This is a genomic window from Flavobacterium sp. (assembly GCF_043773265.1).
Lineage (GTDB): Bacteria > Bacteroidota > Bacteroidia > Flavobacteriales > Flavobacteriaceae > Flavobacterium.
Genome location: NZ_JAYVFH010000035.1, coordinates 1 through 20,733, shown reverse-complemented (window position 1 = coordinate 20,733; position 20,733 = coordinate 1). Strand labels below are relative to the sequence as shown.

Here is a 20,733-nt window from a genome sequence, read left to right as displayed (position 1 = left end):
GGCTGTCGTCCTCCGCTGTCTGCTGGAGTCGAGCAGCCACCGAGCCGAGGGCAGCCCCGAACAAGGCAGTTCCACCCACGATCAGACCCACCGCAAGCCAGGCCGGCGACAAGATCGAGAAGTCCAGGTTCTCCGATGAGAAGTCCTTGCCCCCGAGAAGGATCAATGGCACCAGCCCAGCCATCACCCCCGCCGCCGCACCGCAGACGTGCAACCAGGGACGCGCAACCAGGAGCACGATGGCGGCGACCGCGCCGGCGCCCAAGCCGACGAAGACGATGAAACCGATGGTCCCGGAGAGGGTTATTATTTGAGACGGAATAACTAAGTTTCCATTAAGGAAATCATTAGCTAAAATATTTGTAACAGAAGTTCCACCAGTAAATCCATTTACTATAGTCCCAACATCATCTCTTGCATCTATAATTGGTGCCCCAACAGGAACAGTTACAACAGCATTGTCGCAATTAGCAGGATTTAAAATTTCACAAATTCTGTAAGTTAAAGTATAATTTCCTGCAGGAGTTCCAGCAGCGACTATAACATCAGTTCCAGATAAAGATATACCAGGATGAGTTGAAGAAATAAAAGAAGTTGTTACTTCTGATGGTAGAACAGAAATATTATTAAGTGTATCATTTGAAAGAACATTTGTTAAAGATGTACCACCAATATATCCATTTATAAGTATACCAGAATCATTAACTGCATTAATAACTGCATTAACAGGTATTGGAGTACTTGTTGAACAATTATTATTTGAAACTAGATCTTGAAAAGTTCCAGAAATACAAGCAGTGTTAGAATAAGTACCATTGTATAAAACTCTAGCAACAACTGTTAAAGTGGCATTTGAACCATTTGATAAATTTCCGATAGCCCAGTTTGGAGAAGACCAAGAACCAACAGAAGGAGTAACACTTACTATTGAATAACCATTTGGAATTACATCGTTAACATTAACTCCTGTTGCATCATTTGGACCATTATTTGTTGCAGTAATTGTAAATGTTACATTAGTACCAATTATTGGAGACATATTACTTGCAATTTTAACAACAGATAAATCTGCATTTTGAACAGGTATAGGAGTAATAGTAGAACAATTATTCGATGATACAGGATCTTCATTAGTTCCAGTTATACAAGCAGTATTTGAATAATTACCAGAAGTGTTTACAGTTGCTACAATTGTTAAAGTATAAGTCGTATTACCTGTAAAAGTTCCAATGTTCCAATTTGGTGCTGTCCAAGTTCCAAAAGAAGGAGTTGCACTCACCAATGTATATCCAGTAGGTAAAATATCATTTACAATAACATTCGTATCGTTGCTAATTCCAAGATTAGTAGCATCAATTGTAAAAGTAACATTACTTCCAACTAATGGTGAAGCATTATTTACTGTTTTTACAACTTTTAAATCTGAACAACCTTTGAATATACTTGCAGAAACACTTGCTGTAGCTAAACCCCAACCATATGTATTTAATACACGAACATTACCATAGTCATTACAAGTTATACCATCAGTTTCATTTGCTCCATTAGCAGGTGCAGGAATTACTTGTGTTGGATTACTATTAGAACTCCATGCTCTGGCTGGACTTGCAGTTCCTGTTATAGTATTATTAAAACCAGAACCAGTAAAGTTATTATCTTGTGTTGTTCCATCTGTCAAACAAACTGATCCAACATTAGTTAATTGGCTATCATCCCAATACATTTGAGAATTAGCTATAACAACTGGTGCAATAGATTGAACATTAAATCCTTGTTTATTTAATTCAGCATCAAATATCGGTAAATTAAATCTACCTTTTAAGAAGTATAAAGTTAAGGTCATGCTAGCACCATCAGGTACTACATTGCCTAAACCATCTAAACCGTCCCAACTAATTGTATTATTACCAGCAGTAACACCATAAACTTCAATAATTCTATCAGATGTTCCTGCTTGAAATCCTGGAGTTCCATTCAAATCAAAAAATAACCTAACATCTCCATTCTCTGAGGTATTGTATCTTACTAAATAGGGTCCACATCCTGTTAAAGCAGGATTTAAAAATGAAGGGTTTGAAGGAATTGAAGCAACAGGATAAACTGCTGAATCTGGTATATTAAGAAAAACTTTGAAGCCATTTAATAATGGTGGTGCAGAAGCAGCATTTACAGAACGTCTGGTAATATTAAAAGGACCTGTTGGAGTAACTCCATAACTGTTTACAGCTAGGTCATAAGCTATAGGCATAAAACCAGGTCTAAAATCTATAAATAAAACAACTTGGTCATTTGTATATGCATAAAAATTTGGCTCAGAACTTGCAGTTGTTAAATTTCCATAAGTTGATGAAACAGCAACAAATCCCCATTTATCAGAATGTACGCGTCCATTTTTTTTAACTCCAGCAGTAGTTGCAACTGTCATATCAAATAATACACCAACAGCTCTGTCTGCATTTGTTGTTAAAGCTGTAACACCACCATCATTACTTCTATAAAATTCTATCCAGTGTTCACCAGTTATAGTTGGGTTAAAAATAAGTGGAGCATATCCTGTGGTTGTTGAACCAATATTTGGACCAATTAAAGCTTTAGCATGAGTATCAATACTTCCTGCTGAACCTAGAGTGCTGTCCCATAAAGCTGTTACAGCAACTGAACCATCAGGTCTTCTAATTCTATAATAAACATTAGTTAGTCTTGGAGGACTTCCAACTGCATATTGTCTCCAATCAAAACCGAAATAAAGTCTTTCTGTCGCAATACTTGAAATGTTAAAATAGATTCTATTATCTTCTCCACAACCAAAGTAAGATCCACTAGCTAAATCTGGAGCACTTAAAACTGCAGTAATATTAACTGCATTGGGTGATAATGTTGGTGTTCCTTCTGCAAAAGAGTTAGAAGTAAACATAATAGATAATAATGAAAGGATAATAAACGAGTATTTGTTTATAGTTTTCATAAGCAAAAATTTATGTATAAATTGTATCATGCTTTAGTTTGTTTTTTTGTTTGGCTTGCATCATTGAAATAGTTATTAACAATGTGGCAATATTATTCACGAACCAAAAATACTTGCAAAAAAAATATAAAAACTATTTAATCTATGAATTACATTAAAACTCGATAAAAAGTAGTTTCTATTGATTTTTTTGTTGTAAAACCTTATTGTTGTTAGTTTTTCTGCATTTATCAATTTTTTTTTTATTGTGTTTATACTAAAATTATAATCAAATTCTTCTTGTTGTTTACTATTCTTGATTAATTTTGCAATAACTGTTAAATTTTGACAAAATTAGAGATGATTTTTATATAAAACTATTAAATAATCGACAAAGTGTTAAAAATAGCTGTTTAAATACATTTTATTTAAATTTTTATGTATTTTTTCTTACAAAAATTTAATTTTTTTACCAATTTTTAATAATTATGAAAAAAATAATATTAATTAGACATGCTAAAGCGCAACAAAATTTTTCATTTAAAGATTTTGAAAGACCATTAACTGATGTTGGAATTGAAAGAGCAATTGAAGTAGCTATTAAATCTAAAAGTTATATTTCAATAGACTCATTAATAGTTTCTAGCAGTTCTGTTAGAACATCACAAACGGCAAGATTATTTGTTCAAAATTGGAATTTATCACAATCTGATATTATTTATTATAAGGAGTTGTATACATTTAAATTGAGCGAATTAGAAAAAATTGTTAAATCATTCCCAAATCAATACAATAACATAATTCTTTTTGGTCATAATTACGCTATTACAGATTTTGTTAATAAATTTGGAGATATTTTAATTGAAAATATACCAACTGCTGGACTTGTTTCAATTATTTTTGATACAAATAATTGGAAGGATATTAATAAAGGCAAAACAGATAAAATTATTTTCCCAAGCGATATATAAATTATGAATTCAGAAAATAACTATAAATACATAGATAGAGAAAAAAGTTGGCTTACTTTTAATGCAAGAGTTTTGCAAGAAGCAGCAGATGAATCAGTACCTTTATTAGATCGGCTTAGGTTTTTAGGAATTTTTTCTAATAATTTAGATGAATTTTTCCGAGTTAGATTTGCAGCAATTAGAAGATTGAGCCAATCTGGTGAAACTGGCGAAAAAATACTTGGCGGAATATCTTCGCAACAATTAGTAAAAGATATTACGGAAATTGTAATAAAACAACAATCAGAAAGTCTTCAGATTTTGAGTGATATTGAAAAAAAATTAGAAAAAGAAAACATAATAACTGTAAACGAAACTCAACTTTGTCAAGAACATCAAAATTTTGTTCATGATTTTTTTATTCAAAAGGTTAGTCCTGAACTTGTTACAATTATATTAAATGACCTTGCCGAATTTCCGCTTTTAAAAGATACTTCGGGTTATTTAGCAATTAAACTTACAATGAAACCAGAACATAAATCTAAAGTTTTGGGATTGGTAAAAGCCAAAAAAGAAATTCGTTATGCAATAATCGAAATTCCTAAAACTATAAATAGAATAGTTGTTTTGCCTTCTATTGGAGAAAAACAATTTATTATGTTGCTCGATGATGTAATTAGATACAATTTAAATGAGATATTCAATATTTTCGACTATGAAGATATTGCAGCCCACATGATAAAAATCACTCGAGATGCGCAATTAGATATTGATAGTGACATGAGTAAAAGTATGCTACAAAAAATTGCAACTTCTGTAAAAGATAGACGAATTGGCGAACCTGTAAGGTTTGTATATGATAAAACTATTGGCAAAGACACTTTATCTTTTTTCCTAAAAAGAATGAGAATTGAATCAACTGATAGTATAATTCCTGGCGGAAGATACCACAATAGAAGAGATTACATGAATTTTCCAAACCTGGGAAGATTTGATTTATTGTACCAACAAAAAGAACCTAATCCTGTTAATGGATTATCATTAGAAGGAAGTATTTTAAATAAAATTGCAATTAAAGATTATTTAATTTTTGCACCTTACCAATCATTTGCCTATTTAATAAAATTTTTAAGAGAAGCTGCATTAGATCCAAAAGTAACTTCAATTAAAATTACATTATATCGACTTGCCAAAAATTCTCAAATTATAAGTTCATTAATAAATGCTGCCAAGAATGGTAAAAGAGTAATTGTACAAATAGAACTTCAAGCTCGATTTGATGAAGCAAATAATATTTCTTATGCAGAACAAATGCAACAAGAAGGAATAGAACTTATTTTTGGAATAAAAGGTTTAAAAGTGCATAGCAAAATATGTCTTGTAGACAGATTAGAAGAAGGAAAAACAAAACGCTACGGAATAATTTCTACAGGAAATTTCAATGAAGCTACTGCTAAAGTATACACCGATGTGACTTTGTTTACAAGTCATCAACAAATTTTAAAAGACGTTTCAAAAATCTTTGATTTCTTTGACATAAATTATAGACAATATCGATACAAACACTTAATTGTTTCGCCACATTATTCAAGAACAAAATTTTATAAACTTATTGACAGAGAAATTTTGAACGCTCAAGTAGGAAAGCCAGCATATATAAATCTAAAAATGAATAGTTTATCTGATTTTGAAATGATAGATAAACTATATGATGCAAGTAATGCTGGAGTAAAAATGAAATTGCAAATAAGAGGAATATGTTCTTTAATTCCTGGCAAAAAAGGAATGAGCGAAAATATTGAAGCCATTAGTATAGTAGATAATTTTCTAGAACATTCTAGAATATTCATTTTTTGTAATGATAATAATCCTGATGTATTTATTTCGTCTGCCGATTTTATGACTCGTAACCTTGATGGTCGAGTAGAAGTTACTTGCCCAATATATCAAGAAGATATTAAAAAACAACTTATTGATAATTTTGATATTGGTTGGAAAGGAAATGTAAAAGCAAGATTTCATTCAGAAAAAATGGATAATAAATATAGAATTCGTAAAAAAGAGGAACCAGTTTTTAGAGCACAACTAGAAACTTATAATTATTATAAAATTCAACCCGAAGAAACCAATAATTAGCTTTAATTTAAATAATAATATTCAAACACTTCTATCTAATATATGATTTCAATAAAAAAATATGCAGCAATTGATATAGGATCAAACGCCATGCGATTGCTCATTACTAATATTGTAGAACAAGAAGGAAAAGAAACCCAATTCAATAAATCAGCATTAATTCGTGTTCCCATTCGTCTAGGTCAAGATGCCTTTACTGTTGGTGAAATATCTGAAGAAAATATTGATAGAATGGTTGATGCAATGGAAGCATTTCGGCTATTAATGAAAGTTTACAAAGTTGAAAAATATAAAGCTTGCGCCACATCGGCAATGCGTGAAGCATATAATGGAAAAGATGTAGTTTCAGTTATTAAACAAAAATCAGAAATTGAAATTGATATTATTGACGGAAAAGTTGAAGCAGCAATAATTGCAACCTCAGATTTAAGTAATTTTTTTACAACAGACAAAACCTATCTTTATGTTGATGTTGGTGGCGGAAGTACTGAGTTTTCACTTTTTTATGATGGAAAAATTATTGCTTCTAAATCGTTTAAAAACGGAACAGTTCGCTTGCTAAACGATATGGTAAATGAAGTTGTATGGCAAGAAATAGAAAAATGGATTAAAACCAATTGCGAACCATATGAAAACATAACATTAATAGGTTCTGGCGGAAATATTAATAAATTATTTAAACTATCTGGAAAACAACAAGATAAACCATTATCTTTAATTTATTTAAACTCTCAATATCAATATTTAAATTCATTAACCTACGAACAACGAATTGCAGAATTAGGTCTAAATACCGATAGAGCTGACGTTATTATTCCTGCAACAAAAATTTATCTAAATGCCATGAAATGGAGTGGTGCAAGACAAATATATGTACCAAAAATTGGACTTTCAGACGGAATTGTAAAAGCAATGTATCACGGAACAATTTAAAAAAATATTTATGAAAAAACTTATCCTATTTTTAACAATCGTAACCTTGTTTTCATGCAAAAATGAAACAAAAGATAATTCTTATTTCGATCAAGACGATCAAGAAATAAAAATTGGTGGTACCAAAATGATTACCATTGAAACTCCAAAAGGAAAATTTAAAGTCTGGACAAAACGCTACGGAAACAATCCAAAAATAAAACTTTTATTATTAAATGGTGGACCAGGAATGTCACACGAATATTTCGAATGCATGGAAAGTTTCTTGCCCAAAGAAGGAATAGAATTCATTTATTATGATCAACTTGGAACTGGTTTTTCAGACAATCCAAACGATACAACTATGTGGGACTTGCCTCGCTATGTTGAAGAACTAGAGCAAGTTAGAAAACAATTAAATCTTGATAAAGATAATTTTTATTTACTTGGACATTCTTGGGGTGGAATTTTAGCAATGCAATATTCCTTGAAATATCAAGACAATTTAAAAGGATTAATTATTTCAAACATGATGGCAAGTTGCCCAGAATATGGCAAGTACTCTAAAGTATTAGAAAAACAAATGAATCCTGATGTTCTAAAAATTATAAAAGAATTAGAAGCCAATAAAGAGTATACCAATCCAAAATATATGGATTTGCTTATGAATAATTTCTACAACCAACACATTCTAAGACAACCAGTTGCCAATTGGCCAGAACCAGTAACTCGCTCAATGGCAAGATTAAATCAATCACTTTATATAACCATGCAAGGTCCAAGCGAATTAGGAATTTCAGGAAAATTAACCAATTGGGATGTTTCTAAAGAATTAAAAAACATTGCAACTCCAACATTAGTAATAGGAGCAAAGCACGATACGATGAATCCAGAATACATGAAATGGATGTCAACTCAACTTAAAAACGGAACTTATTTATATTGTGCCAACGGAAGTCACATGAGTTTATACGACGATCAACAAACCTACATGAATGGTTTAATTGATTTTATGAAAAAAGTGGATACTAAAAATTAAATACAATCGTTATTAATTTATAGGTTTAAACTCTATTGAATGAAATTTACTTTTTCAATAATTTTCCTTTTATATTTTTCTTTTCTATTTTCTCAAGATAAAATTGAGAACTTAACAAGTATTACTTTGTATAAAGTTTATAATGAGCCAGATGATGGATTTTGCAACTCATTTATAACCAAACAAAGTGGTCAAGTTGTTTCTAAAAGCATTAAAGATTGTGATGAATTGGTTTTAGAGTTAATTAAGTTAAAATCAAATTTAAAAACTAGAAAATCTAATGATTTATTTTGTCATTTTGGAGTTATTGGTTGTCCAAGTATAGAATTTATGGTTACTTATCAATTTAATAAATTAGTAGACACTTTATATTTTAATAACAATGAATATGAAAAAGTTATTATTGATTGGAAGTATAAAAAGCAATTTGAAGATAAAAATAGTGAAATAATTAAAATTCTAAATAAAAATCAAAATTTTAAAAAGCTTATAGAAATAAATCTTGATAAAATTTATAGAGAAACTTTTGAGTTTGAAAAACGAGATTCAATGTCTATTGAAAATTTAAAAATAAACAATAAAAATTTCTATGGTTTAAATAAAATTAAAATTGATTCATTAATTGGAGGTTTTAATTCTTATGTTGATATTGAAAAGGATTTGAATAATAAAAAGGATTATTATAAATATTATAGTCATAATCAAGATACTTATAATGAATATTTCTTTGTAAATGATTTTGCATTAGATAAAATTTTCATCAAAAAAATAGAGGGAAATGGTAATTATTATCCAGAGGATGAAATATTTAATATTAACGGAATCACATTAAATGATACCGAAAAACTTCTTATTAAAAAGTTTACAAATTCTACTAAAAATTTAGAATATAAAAAAGAATTTTTTAAAGAAGAAAATGGAGATTATAAAGTATCTTTAAAAATTAATGATAAAAAAGGAACTATTGATTTTATTATAAATAATGAAAAAATAAAGCAAATAGAAATAGACTTTTATTATCCAAAACCTAAAAATTAAATCATTTCCATTCCTGTAAATCAGGTTCAACATAAATCCATTTAACATCTTTTCTAGCAGTTCTTAACTCATTTTCAAATGTATTAATTAATAAGCTTAAACGTTCTGTAGAAATGTTAGGAATACATTTTATTTTTAAACAAACTAGAACTTCTCCTGGACCTTGTTGAATTGTTTTGCAGTTTATTAAACTTTCAATTTCAGGATTTTTTGTTATGAGTTCTCCAATTATTTCATAAATTTTCACATCGCCACTTTCTCCAATTAACAACGATTTTACTTCGACAGATAAAAATATAGCAACTGCAATTAACACAAATCCAATTGCCAATGAACCAGCAGCATCATATCTTCCGTCACCAGTAAAATAGGTGGTTAACATAGCAATTAATGCAATAATCAAACCTAAAACTGCTGCCGAGTTTTCTCCAAATATTACTATTAAATCACTATCTTTAGTTTGTTTCAAATACTTAAAAAAGTCAATATCGCCTTTTCTTTTTTTAAGTTCAATAATATTTTTATAAGTTGCAAATCCTTCTAAAATTATTGAAAATACTAAAACTCCAATTCCCCAACCAATTGCATGAACTGGTTCTGGATTATTAAATTTATGTACTCCTTCATATATAGAAAACATTCCACCAATTGAAAACAATAACATTGCAACCATAAATGACCAAAAATATACCGATTTTCCATACCCAAAAGGATGTGCTTCATCGGCTGGTTTTCGAGATTGCTTTACACCAAATAATAAAAGAACTTGATTAGAACAATCTGCAAATGAATGAATTGTTTCGGCAAGCATAGCACCAGATTTTGTCATAAAAGCAGCAAATCCTTTGGCAACAACTATTAGTGAGTTTACAAATAAACTTTGAATAATATGTGCAGTTGCATGATTGTTTTTCTCTTTATGTTCCATGTTTTTTTAATAAAAAAAAAGCTCATTTTACAGAGCTTTTATAATTAGTATTATCTCAATTGAGCACCAAGTTCGGTTTCAAAACTGGTTTGTAATCGTTTCATGATTTTATCAATTTGACTATCGGTCAATGTTTTAGTTGTGTCTTGAATAATAAAACTTATTGCATACGATTTTTTTCCTTCGGGTAAATTTTTGCCTTCATAAACATCAAATAAATTTATATCTTTTAAAAGCATTTTTTCAGATTGTCTTGCTGTTTTATAAATAGATTCAAATGTTGTTGTCGTGTCAACTAATAATGCAAAATCTCTTCGCACTTCAGGATATTTAGGAATTGCATTAAATTTAATTTTATTTGTCAATAATTTAATTACCAAATCCCAATTGAACTCAGCATAAAAAACTTCTTGCTTTATATCAAAATGTTTTACTATCGATTTTTTTACAGTTCCCATTTCTACCAAAACATCATTTCCATTAGAAAATGCAATTCCTTCGGCAAAAACATCATTGGTTACAGGTAAATTTTGAGTTTTATCAAATCCTAAACGTGATAAAATTGAAGTTATATATCCTTTAAACAAGAAAAAATCAGATGGTTTTTGAGTATTTGTCCAACTTTCATTCATTCTGTTTCCGGTAACAAAAAGTGTCAATTGTTTCTTTTCATCATATCCAGATAATGTTTTGCGATAACTTTTTCCGAATTCAAATAATTTTAAATCACTATTTTTTCTGTTTATATTATAGGATACAGCTTCTAAACCTGAAAACAATAACGATTGACGCATTACCGACAAATCATTGCTTAAAGGATTCAATATAGAAACGGTATTTTCTTCTTTCAATAAATCTGAAAGTTTTAAATAATCTGGCGTTGTCAGAGAGTTTGCCATCATTTCATGAAATCCAAAAGTATTCAATTGCGATGCAACTATATTTTGAACTTTATAATCTTCTATTCTTGATGATTTAGAAACGGTTGCATTTAGTTTTTTACTAAATTCAATATTATTGTATCCAAAAACTCTAAGAATTTCTTCAATTACATCTACTTCTCTTTGAACATCAACACGATAAGATGGAATAATTAAACCTAAACCAGCATCAGATGAGTTATTTACTTTAATATCTAATGAAGCCAAAATGTTTTTAATTGTTTCTTTTGGAATTTCTTGACCAATTAATTTATATGCTTTTTCATAGTTTAAGAAAACTAAAAAATCTTCAATCTTTTTTGGATAAATATCAATAATATCTGATGTCATTTCGCCACCAGCAACTTCTTGTATTAATAGTGCAGCACGTTTCAATGCATATTCAGTAATTTCGGGATCAATTCCTCTTTCAAATCTAAAAGAAGCATCTGTGCTTAATGAATGACGTTTAGCAGTTTTACGAATAGAAACTGGATTAAAATAAGCGCTTTCTAAAAAAATTGAAGTTGTGTTTTCTGAAACTCCTGAATTTTTTCCTCCAAAAACTCCAGCAATACACATTGGACCTTTATCATCACAAATCATCAAATCTTCTTCATGCAAAGTTCTTTCTATATCATCAAGAGTTACAAATTTGGTTCCAGCATCTACAGTTCTAATAGTTACTTTTCCGTTTATTTTTGATGCATCAAAAGCATGTAATGGTTGACCTAATTCGTGTAAAACATAATTAGTAACATCAATAACATTATTTTTTGGTGTTAATCCAATGGCTTTCAATCTATTTTTTAACCAAGTTGGCGAAGGTTTAATTGTAATTCCAGAAATTGTTACTCCGCAATATCTTGGTGCTAATATGTTGTCTTTAATGTCAATATCAATTTTTAGAGTTCGTTTATCAACTTTAAATTTAGATACAGATGGTGTAATTAATTCTAAAGAAGCATTTTTCTGAATTAAAGCTGCGCGTAAATCTCTTGCAACTCCCATGTGTGACATTGCATCGGCGCGATTTGGAGTTAAACCAATTTCGAAAATTTCATCATTTTCTATTTCAAAAACTTTTGCAGCTGCAGTTCCAGGTTTTAGTTTATCATCAAGAATCATTATTCCGTCATGGCTTGTTCCCAAACCAAGTTCGTCTTCGGCACAAATCATTCCGTTGCTTTCTTGACCTCGAATTTTTCCTTTTTTAATTTCAAATTCAATTCCTTCTTTGTCAAATAATTTTGTTCCAATTGTAGCAACAGGAACTTTTTGACCAGCAGCAACATTATTTGCACCACATACAATTTGAATTGGTGTTCCGGTTCCAATATCTACAGTTGTAATTTTTAGTCGGTCTGCATCAGGATGTTTTTCACAAGTAACTACATGGCCAACAACAACTCCTTCTAATCCTCCTTTTACAGATTGATATTTTTCTACTATTTCTACTTCAAGTCCTAAATCGGTAAGCATGTTTGAAACATCTTCAGAGTTAGATTCTATTTTTAAAAATTGTTTAATCCAATTGTATGAAATTCGCATTGTATCTACTATTTTAAGCGTGCAAATATAGGTAATATTCAATTATTTCCAATTATCAATTTATGATAAATGAATTAATTTTTTGGGTAATAAAAAAATGATATTATATGACGAATTTAATTTGGCATTACCATAAAACTTTTATCATCGGTATTGTAAATATGAAAAAAGGTGTTAAATTCTGAATTTGAAATTAGAATTCCATCAATTGGAAATTTAGTAATTTCTGAATTTACCATTACATCACGATCTTTTCCAATTAATTTAATTTTCAATAAAGAAGGATACGTTTTGGTATAAACTAAATCATATCGGTTGTTTTCTAGATTGTTGAAGTAAATTTGAATTGCCGAATTTGAATTGTCAAAACTGTCTAATATAACCGCAAAATCTCTTAATCCATCATTATTAAAATCACCATGAACTATAGATTGATTATATCTTTCAATATTTTTAGAAAATTTATATTCAACTTCATTAATATAAAGGTTAGCTTCGATTGTAGATTTTAGCCCAGATTCTATTGCTACAGGTTTGATTTCTTTTTTCTTTGGTTTGTATTTATCAAAATCATCTTTGCCTAAAATATCTTCTTTATAAACATATCCAACAGGTTTTTCTGATAATAATATCGGTTCTTTGGCATAGATTGCAATATAGTCATTGCGATTTTCTCTCTCCAGTAAAGTTTTATTAATGTTTTTAACTTTGCTATCTTCATCTAAGTTTTTGGTATAAACTTTTGTTCCGAATTGTAGTTTGTAAACGGTATTAAACATCGCTTTATTTGGAGTTCTTCTTACATCTGCATCTTGGGTAACTATATAATTTTCTTTAGCAATAAATCCAAATTTATGAAGTGTATCATCTTTAACAGAGCTATTGTAATATTCATAGTCATCTTCAGTTAGTACTTTTCCAGTTGAATCAACAACAGGAGATTTTTTTATAAATTTTATATAAGCAAATGCACCAATAAATAATATTAGAGCAATTAATAATATGGTTTTATATTTTGAAATAAATTTCATAAATTATATTAGTGTATTATTACTTCCTTTTTAGTGAAGTTGACAAAAATAGTCATTTGTGTTAAACTATCATAAATTCATAATGTCAAATTTGTGCTACATTGAAAAATTATAATAATTCTTCAACATGTTTTTTAATATTTCTTGCAATTTTGGCTGTTGGTAAATCGTTTGCATCTGTACCAAACGGATCTTCAATTTCTTCGGCAATTAGTTCTAAGCTTGCTAAAACATAAAAAATAAAAATCACTACTGGAATTGTATAATATCCCAAACTAAAGCTATAACCAAATGGCAAAGTCATTACATAAAAGAAAATAAATTTTTTTATAAAAGAACTGTACGAATAAGGTATAGGAGTATTTTTTATTCTCTCACAAGCACCACAAACATCTGTAAAGGATTGTAATTCTGAATTTAAAATAATTAATTGTTCGCCAGATATTATTTTAGATTGATGTAAATCATTTATTTTTTGGTATAGCATTTTGGCAACTTGATTAGGATAATGTTTGTGTTTATCTATTTTTAAATTTAATCCGTCAAACAATTCTTGTGCAGTTTCTTCATCACTTAGGTGTTTTTCTAAAATTGATGCATAAGCAGGAATAAGTTTTTTAAAATAATTTCTATCACTTTCTTCTTTTAGAATTGCTGAGAGTTTAATGGCTAAGTTTCTAGAATTATTTACTAAAGAACCCCAAAGTTTTCTTCCTTCCCACCATCTGTCATAGGCAGTATTTGTTCGGTAAGCCAATAATAATGAAATTACAAAACCCAACATTCCGTGCATGATTGTAATGTTTTTTATAGGACTATCTTCGGGTAATTTCCAGTAGTCCATTTCTAGATAACAAATTCCGCCAGAGTAAAATCCGATAAGAAGCATTAGTGGTAAAAGTTGTCTAAAAGTATCTGATTTATGAAATCTAAAAATAAATGTTATCCAATCTTTTGGGTTGTATTGTACCATTTTTATTTATAATTTTTTGATTGATTGTGTATTGTATTTTGCTCTGTCTGAAACTCAAAACCTGAAACCTGAAACCCGAAACCTGAAACCCTAAATTTTTAACTAATATAATTCCAAATATTTTTTTTGGCACTCATTTCAATAAATAGTTCTCGCATTTTTTTATGTTCTGGTTTTATCATTGCAGCATCATCTTTTAATAATTTCATGGCATATTCTCTTGCAAGTATTAAAATATCTCTATCACGAACTAAATCTGCAATTTGCAAATTCAAAATACCACTTTGTTGCGTTCCTAGAATATCACCTGGACCACGAATTTTCAAATCGACTTCGGCAATTTCAAATCCATCATTGGTCTTGCACATGGTTTCTAATCTAGTTTTGCTATCAACACTCAATTTAAAACCTGTCATTAAAATGCAATAGCTTTGTTCTGCGCCACGACCAACTCTTCCTCTAAGTTGATGAAGTTGTGATAAACCAAAGCGTTCGGCACTTTCAATAACCATTACACTTGCATTGGCAACATTTACACCAACTTCTATAACGGTTGTTGCCACCATTATATTGGTTTTACCAGCTACAAATCGTTGCATTTCGGCTTCTTTCTCGGCAGGTTTCATTTTTCCATGAACTATAGAAATACTGTATTGAGGTAATGGAAAATCTCTAGAAATACTTTCATAACCATCCATTAAATCTTTATAATCCATTTTTTCAGATTCTTGAATTAATGGGTAAACTATATAAATTTGTCTTCCTTTAGCTATTTCATCTTTCAAGAATTTCCAAACTTTTAATCTGTTAGAATCATATCGATGTACCGTTTGAATTGGCTTTCTTCCTGGTGGTAATTCATCAATTACAGAAATATCTAAATCACCATACAAACTCATTGCCAAAGTTCTTGGAATTGGCGTTGCCGTCATTACTAAAATGTGTGGCGGAATTTCATTTTTCTTCCACAATTTACTGCGTTGTTCTACACCAAATCTATGTTGCTCATCAATAACTGCTAATCCTAAATTTTGAAATTTCACTTTATCTTCTAGCAAAGCATGGGTTCCAATTAAAATATCTAAAGTTCCGTTTTCTAATGCTTCATGAATAATTTTTCTTTCAGATGTTTTTGTAGAACCAGTTAATATTTTAATTGTAATGTTTAAATTCTTTGCCAATTCTGATAAACCAATAAAATGTTGATTGGCTAAGATTTCTGTTGGTGCCATCAAGCAACTCTGAAAACCATTGTCTTTTGCCAATAGCATACTCATTAGTGCAACAATTGTTTTTCCTGATCCAACATCACCTTGCAAAAGTCGATTCATTTGGGCATTGCTTCCCATATCATTTCTAATTTCTTTTAATACTCGTTTCTGAGCATTAGTTAATTCAAATGGTAAATGATTGTTGTAAAAATTTGTAAAATTATCACCAACTTTGTCAAATGGATGTCCTTTTATTTTATGTTTTCTAATTAAGTTTTTAGTAATTAATTGCAATTGAATAAAAAACAATTCTTCGAATTTTAGTCTAAATTGAGCTTTTGCCAAAAGTTCCTGACTTTTAGGAAAATGTATGTTGAACATGGCATCATTTTTAGAAATCAATTTTAATTGTTCTAGAATATATATTGGAAGCGTTTCTATAAACTGACCATTGATTTCAAGAAACAATTGCTGCATGGCTTTGTTTACAACTCTATTGGTAATTCCTCTTTGAGTTAGTTTTTCAGTACTTGGATAAACAGGTTGCATGGCACTTCTTAAACTGGCTTTGTGTTCTTCTAGCAATTCCATTTCTGGATGTGCCATTGAATATTGAGATTTATAATCGGCTACTTTTCCAAAAATCACATAAACTTCGTTTAATTTTAAACTTTCACGAATCCATTTTACACCTTGAAACCAGGTTAGCTCCATTTGTCCTGTTTCGTCAATAAAAGAAGCTATTAATCTTTTTTGATTTTTACCAAATTCTACTGTTTTAATGTTGATGATTTTCCCAATAATTTGAACTTCAGCAGTTGTATCTTGAAGTTCATTAATTTTATAATAACGCGTTCTATCAATATATCTATTTGGAAACAAATTCATCAAATCGCCATATTTATGAATGTTTAGTTCTTTACGAAGCAATTCACCTCGAGAAGGACCAACACCTTTTAGATATTCTATAGCAGTATGAAGTGGGTTTGTCATTTTTGAAATTCAAAATTCTATATTCATAGTTGAAAATTCAACATTAGAATTATTAATGCGAAGATAGAGTTTCAATTTCAATTTCAAAAATCAATTTCAATAACTATATTTGTAATTCAATTATATTAAAATGAAATATTTATTGTTGTTTTTCTTTTCGATAGTTACTTTTTCGCAGCAAACTCCTAATATTGATTTTAAAAAAGTATATGGTGATTTAAACATTAATGAATCAGAACGAAAAGTTTTGGGTGAAATTAATTATGAATTCAATGTCAATCAAGATATTGATACTATCAGAATTGATGCTATAAACATGACATTTTCTAATTTAAAAATTAATAATAAAGCGGTTAATTTTAAAACATCCAAAAAAGAATTGAAACTTTATGAAGGTTATAAAAAAGGAAAAAACTGTGTTTCATTTCAATATCTAGCAACACCTAAACAAACTATGTATTTTACAGGAACAGGTTCAGAAAAACAAATCTGGACACAAGGTCAAGGAAAATACACTAGTCATTGGTTTCCTAGTTTTGATGATGTTAATGAAAAAGTAATCTTTAATATGAATATTACTTACAATTCTGATTATGATGTTATATCTAACGGAATTCTTGTTAAAAATATTTATAACCAACTAGATAATTCAAAAACTTGGCACTATGAAATGAAAAAACCAATGTCATCATACTTATTGATGCTTGCAATTGGAAAATTTAGTCATGCAAAAACACTTTCAAATTCTGGCAAAATCTTAGAAATGTATTATAAAAATGAGGATTCAGATAAATTTGATTTTACCTATAAACATTCTAATACAATTTTCGATTTTCTTGAAAAAGAAATAGGTGTAAAGTATCCTTGGCAAGTATATCGTCAAATTCCAGTAGAAGATTTCTTATATGCAGGAATGGAAAATACATCATCAACTGTTTTCTCACAAGATTTTGTAGTTGGTCAAAGCGGTTTTAATGATAGAAATTATATAAATGTAAACGCTCACGAATTGGCACATCAATGGTTTGGTGATTTGGTTACTGCACAATCAGGAAAACATCATTGGTTACAGGAAGGTTTTGCAACCTATTATGCATTGTTGGCAGAACGAAAAGTTTTTGGCGATGATTATTTTTATTATTCATTATATAAAAATTCAATGCAATTGCAAAAAGCAGCAAAGCAAGATACAATTCCAATAATGAATGAAAAGGCAAGTTCTTTATCATTTTATCAAAAAGGAGCTTGGGCTTTACATACAATTAGAGAATCAATTGGAGAAAAAAAGTTTCAGAAAGCTGTAAAAACTTATTTAAAAAAATATAAGTATAAAAATGTAGTAACAACTAATTTTCTTACTGAAATTGCTAAAGTTTCAGATTTTGATATTGTAAAGTTCCAAAAAGAATGGTTAGAAGATTATCGTTTTCAAACAAATCAAGTAAACGATTTGTTAACTAAAAATGAATTCATTAAAAAACTATTTGAAATTCAGAGTTATAAAAATAAATCGTTTTCTCAAAAGGAAAAGTTCTTTATCGAAATTATGAATTCTGATTTCTATTATATTTTAAAGAAAGAAATAATAAATCAAATAAAAGAAACGCCGTTTCAAGAAAAACAAAAAATAATACAATTAGCAATGCTTACTAATAATATTGAAATTAGACAAACAGTTGCTGAAACTATTGAAAATATTCCTTTAGAATTTAAGAAAGAATATGAGACCTTATTATATGATAAATCATATGATACAAATAAAACTGCTTTAATTCATTTATGGAACAGCTTTAAAGAAGATCAAACAAGATATTTGGATATTTCTAAAAATTGGATTGGAAATAATGATAAAGAATTGCGAATAACTTATCTAACTTTATATTTATTTAAAAATGACACTAATAAACTTGATTTAAATTATAAAACAAACTATAATGAATTGGTTTCATACACATCTGATAACTATAACAGTTTAGTTAGACAAAATGCTTTTCAAAGTATATTTTTAATAAATTCTGAAGATGAAGAAATGTTATCCAATTTGATAAATGCAACAATTCATCATAAATGGCAGTTTGTAAAATTTGCTAAAGATGAAATAAGAGAATTTGCAAAAGAGGATAAGTATGTTGTGATATTCAAAAAGCTGTTACCTAATTTAACGATTTTAGAGCAAAATCAAATAAACAATCTTCTTAAATAATTTATTTTTTTTTATTTTGTTACTTTTTCATAGCAAAAATTGTCATATTATTTATGTTTTTTGGTTATTTTATTTTTAATAGTGTATTTCAACGAGTTTTAAAGTTTTATAACGAATTTTTTTTTTAATTGTTAATTAACGATGTTATTTTGCTATGTGAATTAACCTTATAAATCGAAATTTTAAAATAAAAAATATGAAAACAAATAAACTTTTAATTTTAGCATTAGCTTTAGTTTCTTTAACTTTTACTAATTGTGATAATAAAGAACAAGCTGCTACAAACGAATTTACATTTGGAAATTCTGTATCTAGAGATTTTCAAGGTAAAATAGTTGATGTTAATAGTAATCCTATTGCAAACGTTACTATTTCTATGAATGGTCAAAACGTTTCAACAAATACAAATGGAGAATTTACTTTAAATAGTGTTTCGGTAAAAGAACATTTTGCATACTTAACTGCAAAAAAAGTTGGTTATATTAATGGTTCAAGAGCAGTTTCAACACATGATGATGTAAATAACGTTACAATAATGATGTTGCCAGAAACTGTTGTTGCTACAATACCAACAGGTGAAACTACAGAAGTAACTTTGCCAAACACAGTAAAAGTAACATTTGATGGTGCATTTATGTTTGAAAATGGAAGCACTTATACTGGTAATGTAAAAATTATCATGAATCATTTAGATGCTGCTGATCCAAATGTATTTGACAAAATGCCAGGTACTTTAATTGGAACTAGAGAAGATGGAACTACTTCTGGAATGGAAACATTCGGAATGATAAATGTAGAATTAAGAGGTGATTTAAACCAAAAATTACAGTTAACTTCAGGTCATACTGCAAACGTTTCTTTACCAATCGCAGCTAACCAATTAGATACTGCTCCAGCTACAATTCCATTATGGCATTTTAATGAAACTTCTGGACTTTGGGAAGAGCAAGGTTTTTCTACAAGAGTTGGTAACAAATATGTTGGTAATGTTTCTCACTTTTCTTGGTGGAACAATGATTCTGCATATGTAGTTGCAACTTTAAATGTTGTAGTAACAAACTTCGATGGTACTCCAGTAAATGGTGTTAGAATTACAATTGGTAGAGCTGCAGGTTCAACAGGAGATATCTTAATGAATTTAGGAATTACAGGTCCAAACGGTACTTTATCTGCAGGAGTTCCTAAAAATGAAGTGTTAACATTTAAAGCATATACTCCAGACGGAATATTAATTAACACTCAAATTTTACCAGCATCAAATTTATCTGTTAGAACTGTATATGTTGTTATTCCAGTAAATAATAAAATTAGTAATACTAAAGGATAATAATTAATTCAATATATTACCAAAACCGATTGATTTTTCAATCGGTTTTTTTTTTTTTTTTTTTTATTTTGACGCAACCTTTTTATGTTTTTTGCATCTAGTATATGTTAAGTAAACTTAAAAAATAAAAATATGAAAAAAATCATTGCATTATTAACGTTGGCTATTGTTGGAATTTCATGTTCTGAGGATAGTAATTTACCAGACGCACAGTTTGGTAATACTCCAAGAGTTGTAGGTTTTTTAAAAACTACACAAAATGTGCCTTTCTTTTTTGACCAAGGAGTTGTAAGAAAAGAATTTCCTTTCGACGTTTTAGGTACTGGTGATGGATCGCCATACAATTCTGATATTACACTTACTTATTCAGTTGACCCATCAACTACAGCTGTAGTTGGAGACGAGTTTAATTGGGTAAATGCTGCTAGTACAGTTGTTATTCCTGCTGGACAATCTTTTGGTATGTTGCCATTAGATATTAACACTGGAAACTTTGATCCAGTTGCTAAAACTTCTTTAGTATTAAATATTACTGCTGTTGATCAAGAAGGTTTTGTAATTTCTAATCAAAACAAAC

The 20,733-nt window shown here is 29.1% G+C and carries 14 protein-coding genes; 8 read left to right on the top strand and 6 right to left on the bottom strand.

Annotation, left to right across the window (positions count from 1 at the left end; translation table 11 throughout):
* Positions 1-2,965: DUF11 domain-containing protein (locus ACH2BO_RS01810; protein WP_395043054.1), on the bottom strand; the 2,965-nt coding region annotated here is incomplete at its 3' end.
* A 467-nt stretch (positions 2,966-3,432) separates the two neighbouring features.
* Between ACH2BO_RS01810 and ACH2BO_RS01805 the strand changes: the two genes are divergently transcribed.
* Genes ACH2BO_RS01805 through ACH2BO_RS01785 form a run of 5 tightly spaced genes read left to right on the top strand, consistent with a single transcriptional unit; the run spans position 3,433 to position 9,019 of the window.
* A complete protein-coding gene (locus ACH2BO_RS01805) occupies positions 3,433-3,915 on the top strand; it encodes a SixA phosphatase family protein (protein ID WP_395043053.1) in 483 nt (160 codons plus the stop codon).
* Between the two features lie 3 nt (positions 3,916-3,918).
* Positions 3,919-6,030, top strand: a complete 2,112-nt coding sequence (gene ppk1 / locus ACH2BO_RS01800) for a polyphosphate kinase 1 (RefSeq protein WP_395043052.1) — start codon at positions 3,919-3,921, stop codon at positions 6,028-6,030.
* A 42-nt stretch (positions 6,031-6,072) separates the two neighbouring features.
* Positions 6,073-6,963, top strand: a complete 891-nt coding sequence (locus tag ACH2BO_RS01795; protein WP_395043051.1) for a Ppx/GppA phosphatase family protein — start codon at positions 6,073-6,075, stop codon at positions 6,961-6,963.
* A gap of 10 nt (positions 6,964-6,973) precedes the next feature.
* On the top strand, positions 6,974-7,981 hold the full coding sequence (locus ACH2BO_RS01790; protein WP_395043050.1) for a proline iminopeptidase-family hydrolase: 1,008 nt from the start codon (positions 6,974-6,976) through the stop codon (positions 7,979-7,981).
* A 39-nt stretch (positions 7,982-8,020) separates the two neighbouring features.
* Complete coding sequence (locus ACH2BO_RS01785; protein WP_395043049.1) at positions 8,021-9,019, top strand: hypothetical protein; 999 nt, start codon at positions 8,021-8,023, stop codon at positions 9,017-9,019.
* Position 9,020: 1 nt separating this feature from the next.
* Here ACH2BO_RS01785 and ACH2BO_RS01780 read toward each other — a convergent pair whose 3' ends face one another.
* The 5 genes from ACH2BO_RS01780 to recG all read right to left on the bottom strand — a co-directional run bounded on the left by ACH2BO_RS01780 (position 9,021) and on the right by recG (position 16,626).
* Positions 9,021-9,947 carry a cation diffusion facilitator family transporter gene (locus ACH2BO_RS01780; protein ID WP_395043048.1) on the bottom strand — a complete coding sequence of 309 codons (927 nt, stop codon included), beginning with the start codon at positions 9,945-9,947 and terminating at the stop codon, positions 9,021-9,023.
* Between the two features lie 50 nt (positions 9,948-9,997).
* A complete protein-coding gene (gene pheT / locus ACH2BO_RS01775) occupies positions 9,998-12,418 on the bottom strand; it encodes a phenylalanine--tRNA ligase subunit beta (protein WP_395043047.1) in 2,421 nt (806 codons plus the stop codon).
* Between the two features lie 116 nt (positions 12,419-12,534).
* Positions 12,535-13,449, bottom strand: a complete 915-nt coding sequence (locus ACH2BO_RS01770) for a hypothetical protein (RefSeq protein WP_395043046.1) — start codon at positions 13,447-13,449, stop codon at positions 12,535-12,537.
* A gap of 109 nt (positions 13,450-13,558) precedes the next feature.
* Positions 13,559-14,422, bottom strand: a complete 864-nt coding sequence (locus tag ACH2BO_RS01765; RefSeq protein WP_395043045.1) for a bestrophin family protein — start codon at positions 14,420-14,422, stop codon at positions 13,559-13,561.
* A gap of 98 nt (positions 14,423-14,520) precedes the next feature.
* Entirely contained in the window at positions 14,521-16,626 is a 2,106-nt protein-coding gene (gene recG, locus ACH2BO_RS01760; RefSeq protein ID WP_395043044.1) for an ATP-dependent DNA helicase RecG, read from the bottom strand.
* Between the two features lie 130 nt (positions 16,627-16,756).
* Here recG and ACH2BO_RS01755 point away from each other — a divergent pair, with 130 nt between their 5' ends.
* The 3 genes from ACH2BO_RS01755 to ACH2BO_RS01745 form a co-directional block, all read left to right on the top strand.
* Positions 16,757-18,829: a M1 family aminopeptidase gene (locus tag ACH2BO_RS01755; protein WP_395043043.1), complete on the top strand. Its 2,073-nt coding sequence runs from the start codon at positions 16,757-16,759 to the stop codon at positions 18,827-18,829.
* A gap of 196 nt (positions 18,830-19,025) precedes the next feature.
* On the top strand, positions 19,026-20,156 hold the full coding sequence (locus ACH2BO_RS01750; RefSeq protein ID WP_395043042.1) for a hypothetical protein: 1,131 nt from the start codon (positions 19,026-19,028) through the stop codon (positions 20,154-20,156).
* A 132-nt stretch (positions 20,157-20,288) separates the two neighbouring features.
* Positions 20,289-20,733, top strand: a 445-nt coding sequence (locus ACH2BO_RS01745) for a hypothetical protein (protein ID WP_395043041.1), incomplete at its 3' end; no start/stop codon positions are given.

Coding starts and splice junctions, on each gene's coding strand:
- ACH2BO_RS01805 (WP_395043053.1), top strand. CDS start 3,433: ATGAAAAAAATAATATTAATTAGACATGCTAAAGCGCAACAAAATTTT.
- ppk1 (WP_395043052.1), top strand. CDS start 3,919: ATGAATTCAGAAAATAACTATAAATACATAGATAGAGAAAAAAGTTGG.
- ACH2BO_RS01795 (WP_395043051.1), top strand. CDS start 6,073: ATGATTTCAATAAAAAAATATGCAGCAATTGATATAGGATCAAACGCC.
- ACH2BO_RS01790 (WP_395043050.1), top strand. CDS start 6,974: ATGAAAAAACTTATCCTATTTTTAACAATCGTAACCTTGTTTTCATGC.
- ACH2BO_RS01785 (WP_395043049.1), top strand. CDS start 8,021: ATGAAATTTACTTTTTCAATAATTTTCCTTTTATATTTTTCTTTTCTA.
- ACH2BO_RS01780 (WP_395043048.1), bottom strand. CDS start 9,947: ATGGAACATAAAGAGAAAAACAATCATGCAACTGCACATATTATTCAA.
- pheT (WP_395043047.1), bottom strand. CDS start 12,418: ATGCGAATTTCATACAATTGGATTAAACAATTTTTAAAAATAGAATCT.
- ACH2BO_RS01770 (WP_395043046.1), bottom strand. CDS start 13,449: ATGAAATTTATTTCAAAATATAAAACCATATTATTAATTGCTCTAATA.
- ACH2BO_RS01765 (WP_395043045.1), bottom strand. CDS start 14,422: ATGGTACAATACAACCCAAAAGATTGGATAACATTTATTTTTAGATTT.
- recG (WP_395043044.1), bottom strand. CDS start 16,626: ATGACAAACCCACTTCATACTGCTATAGAATATCTAAAAGGTGTTGGT.
- ACH2BO_RS01755 (WP_395043043.1), top strand. CDS start 16,757: ATGAAATATTTATTGTTGTTTTTCTTTTCGATAGTTACTTTTTCGCAG.
- ACH2BO_RS01750 (WP_395043042.1), top strand. CDS start 19,026: ATGAAAACAAATAAACTTTTAATTTTAGCATTAGCTTTAGTTTCTTTA.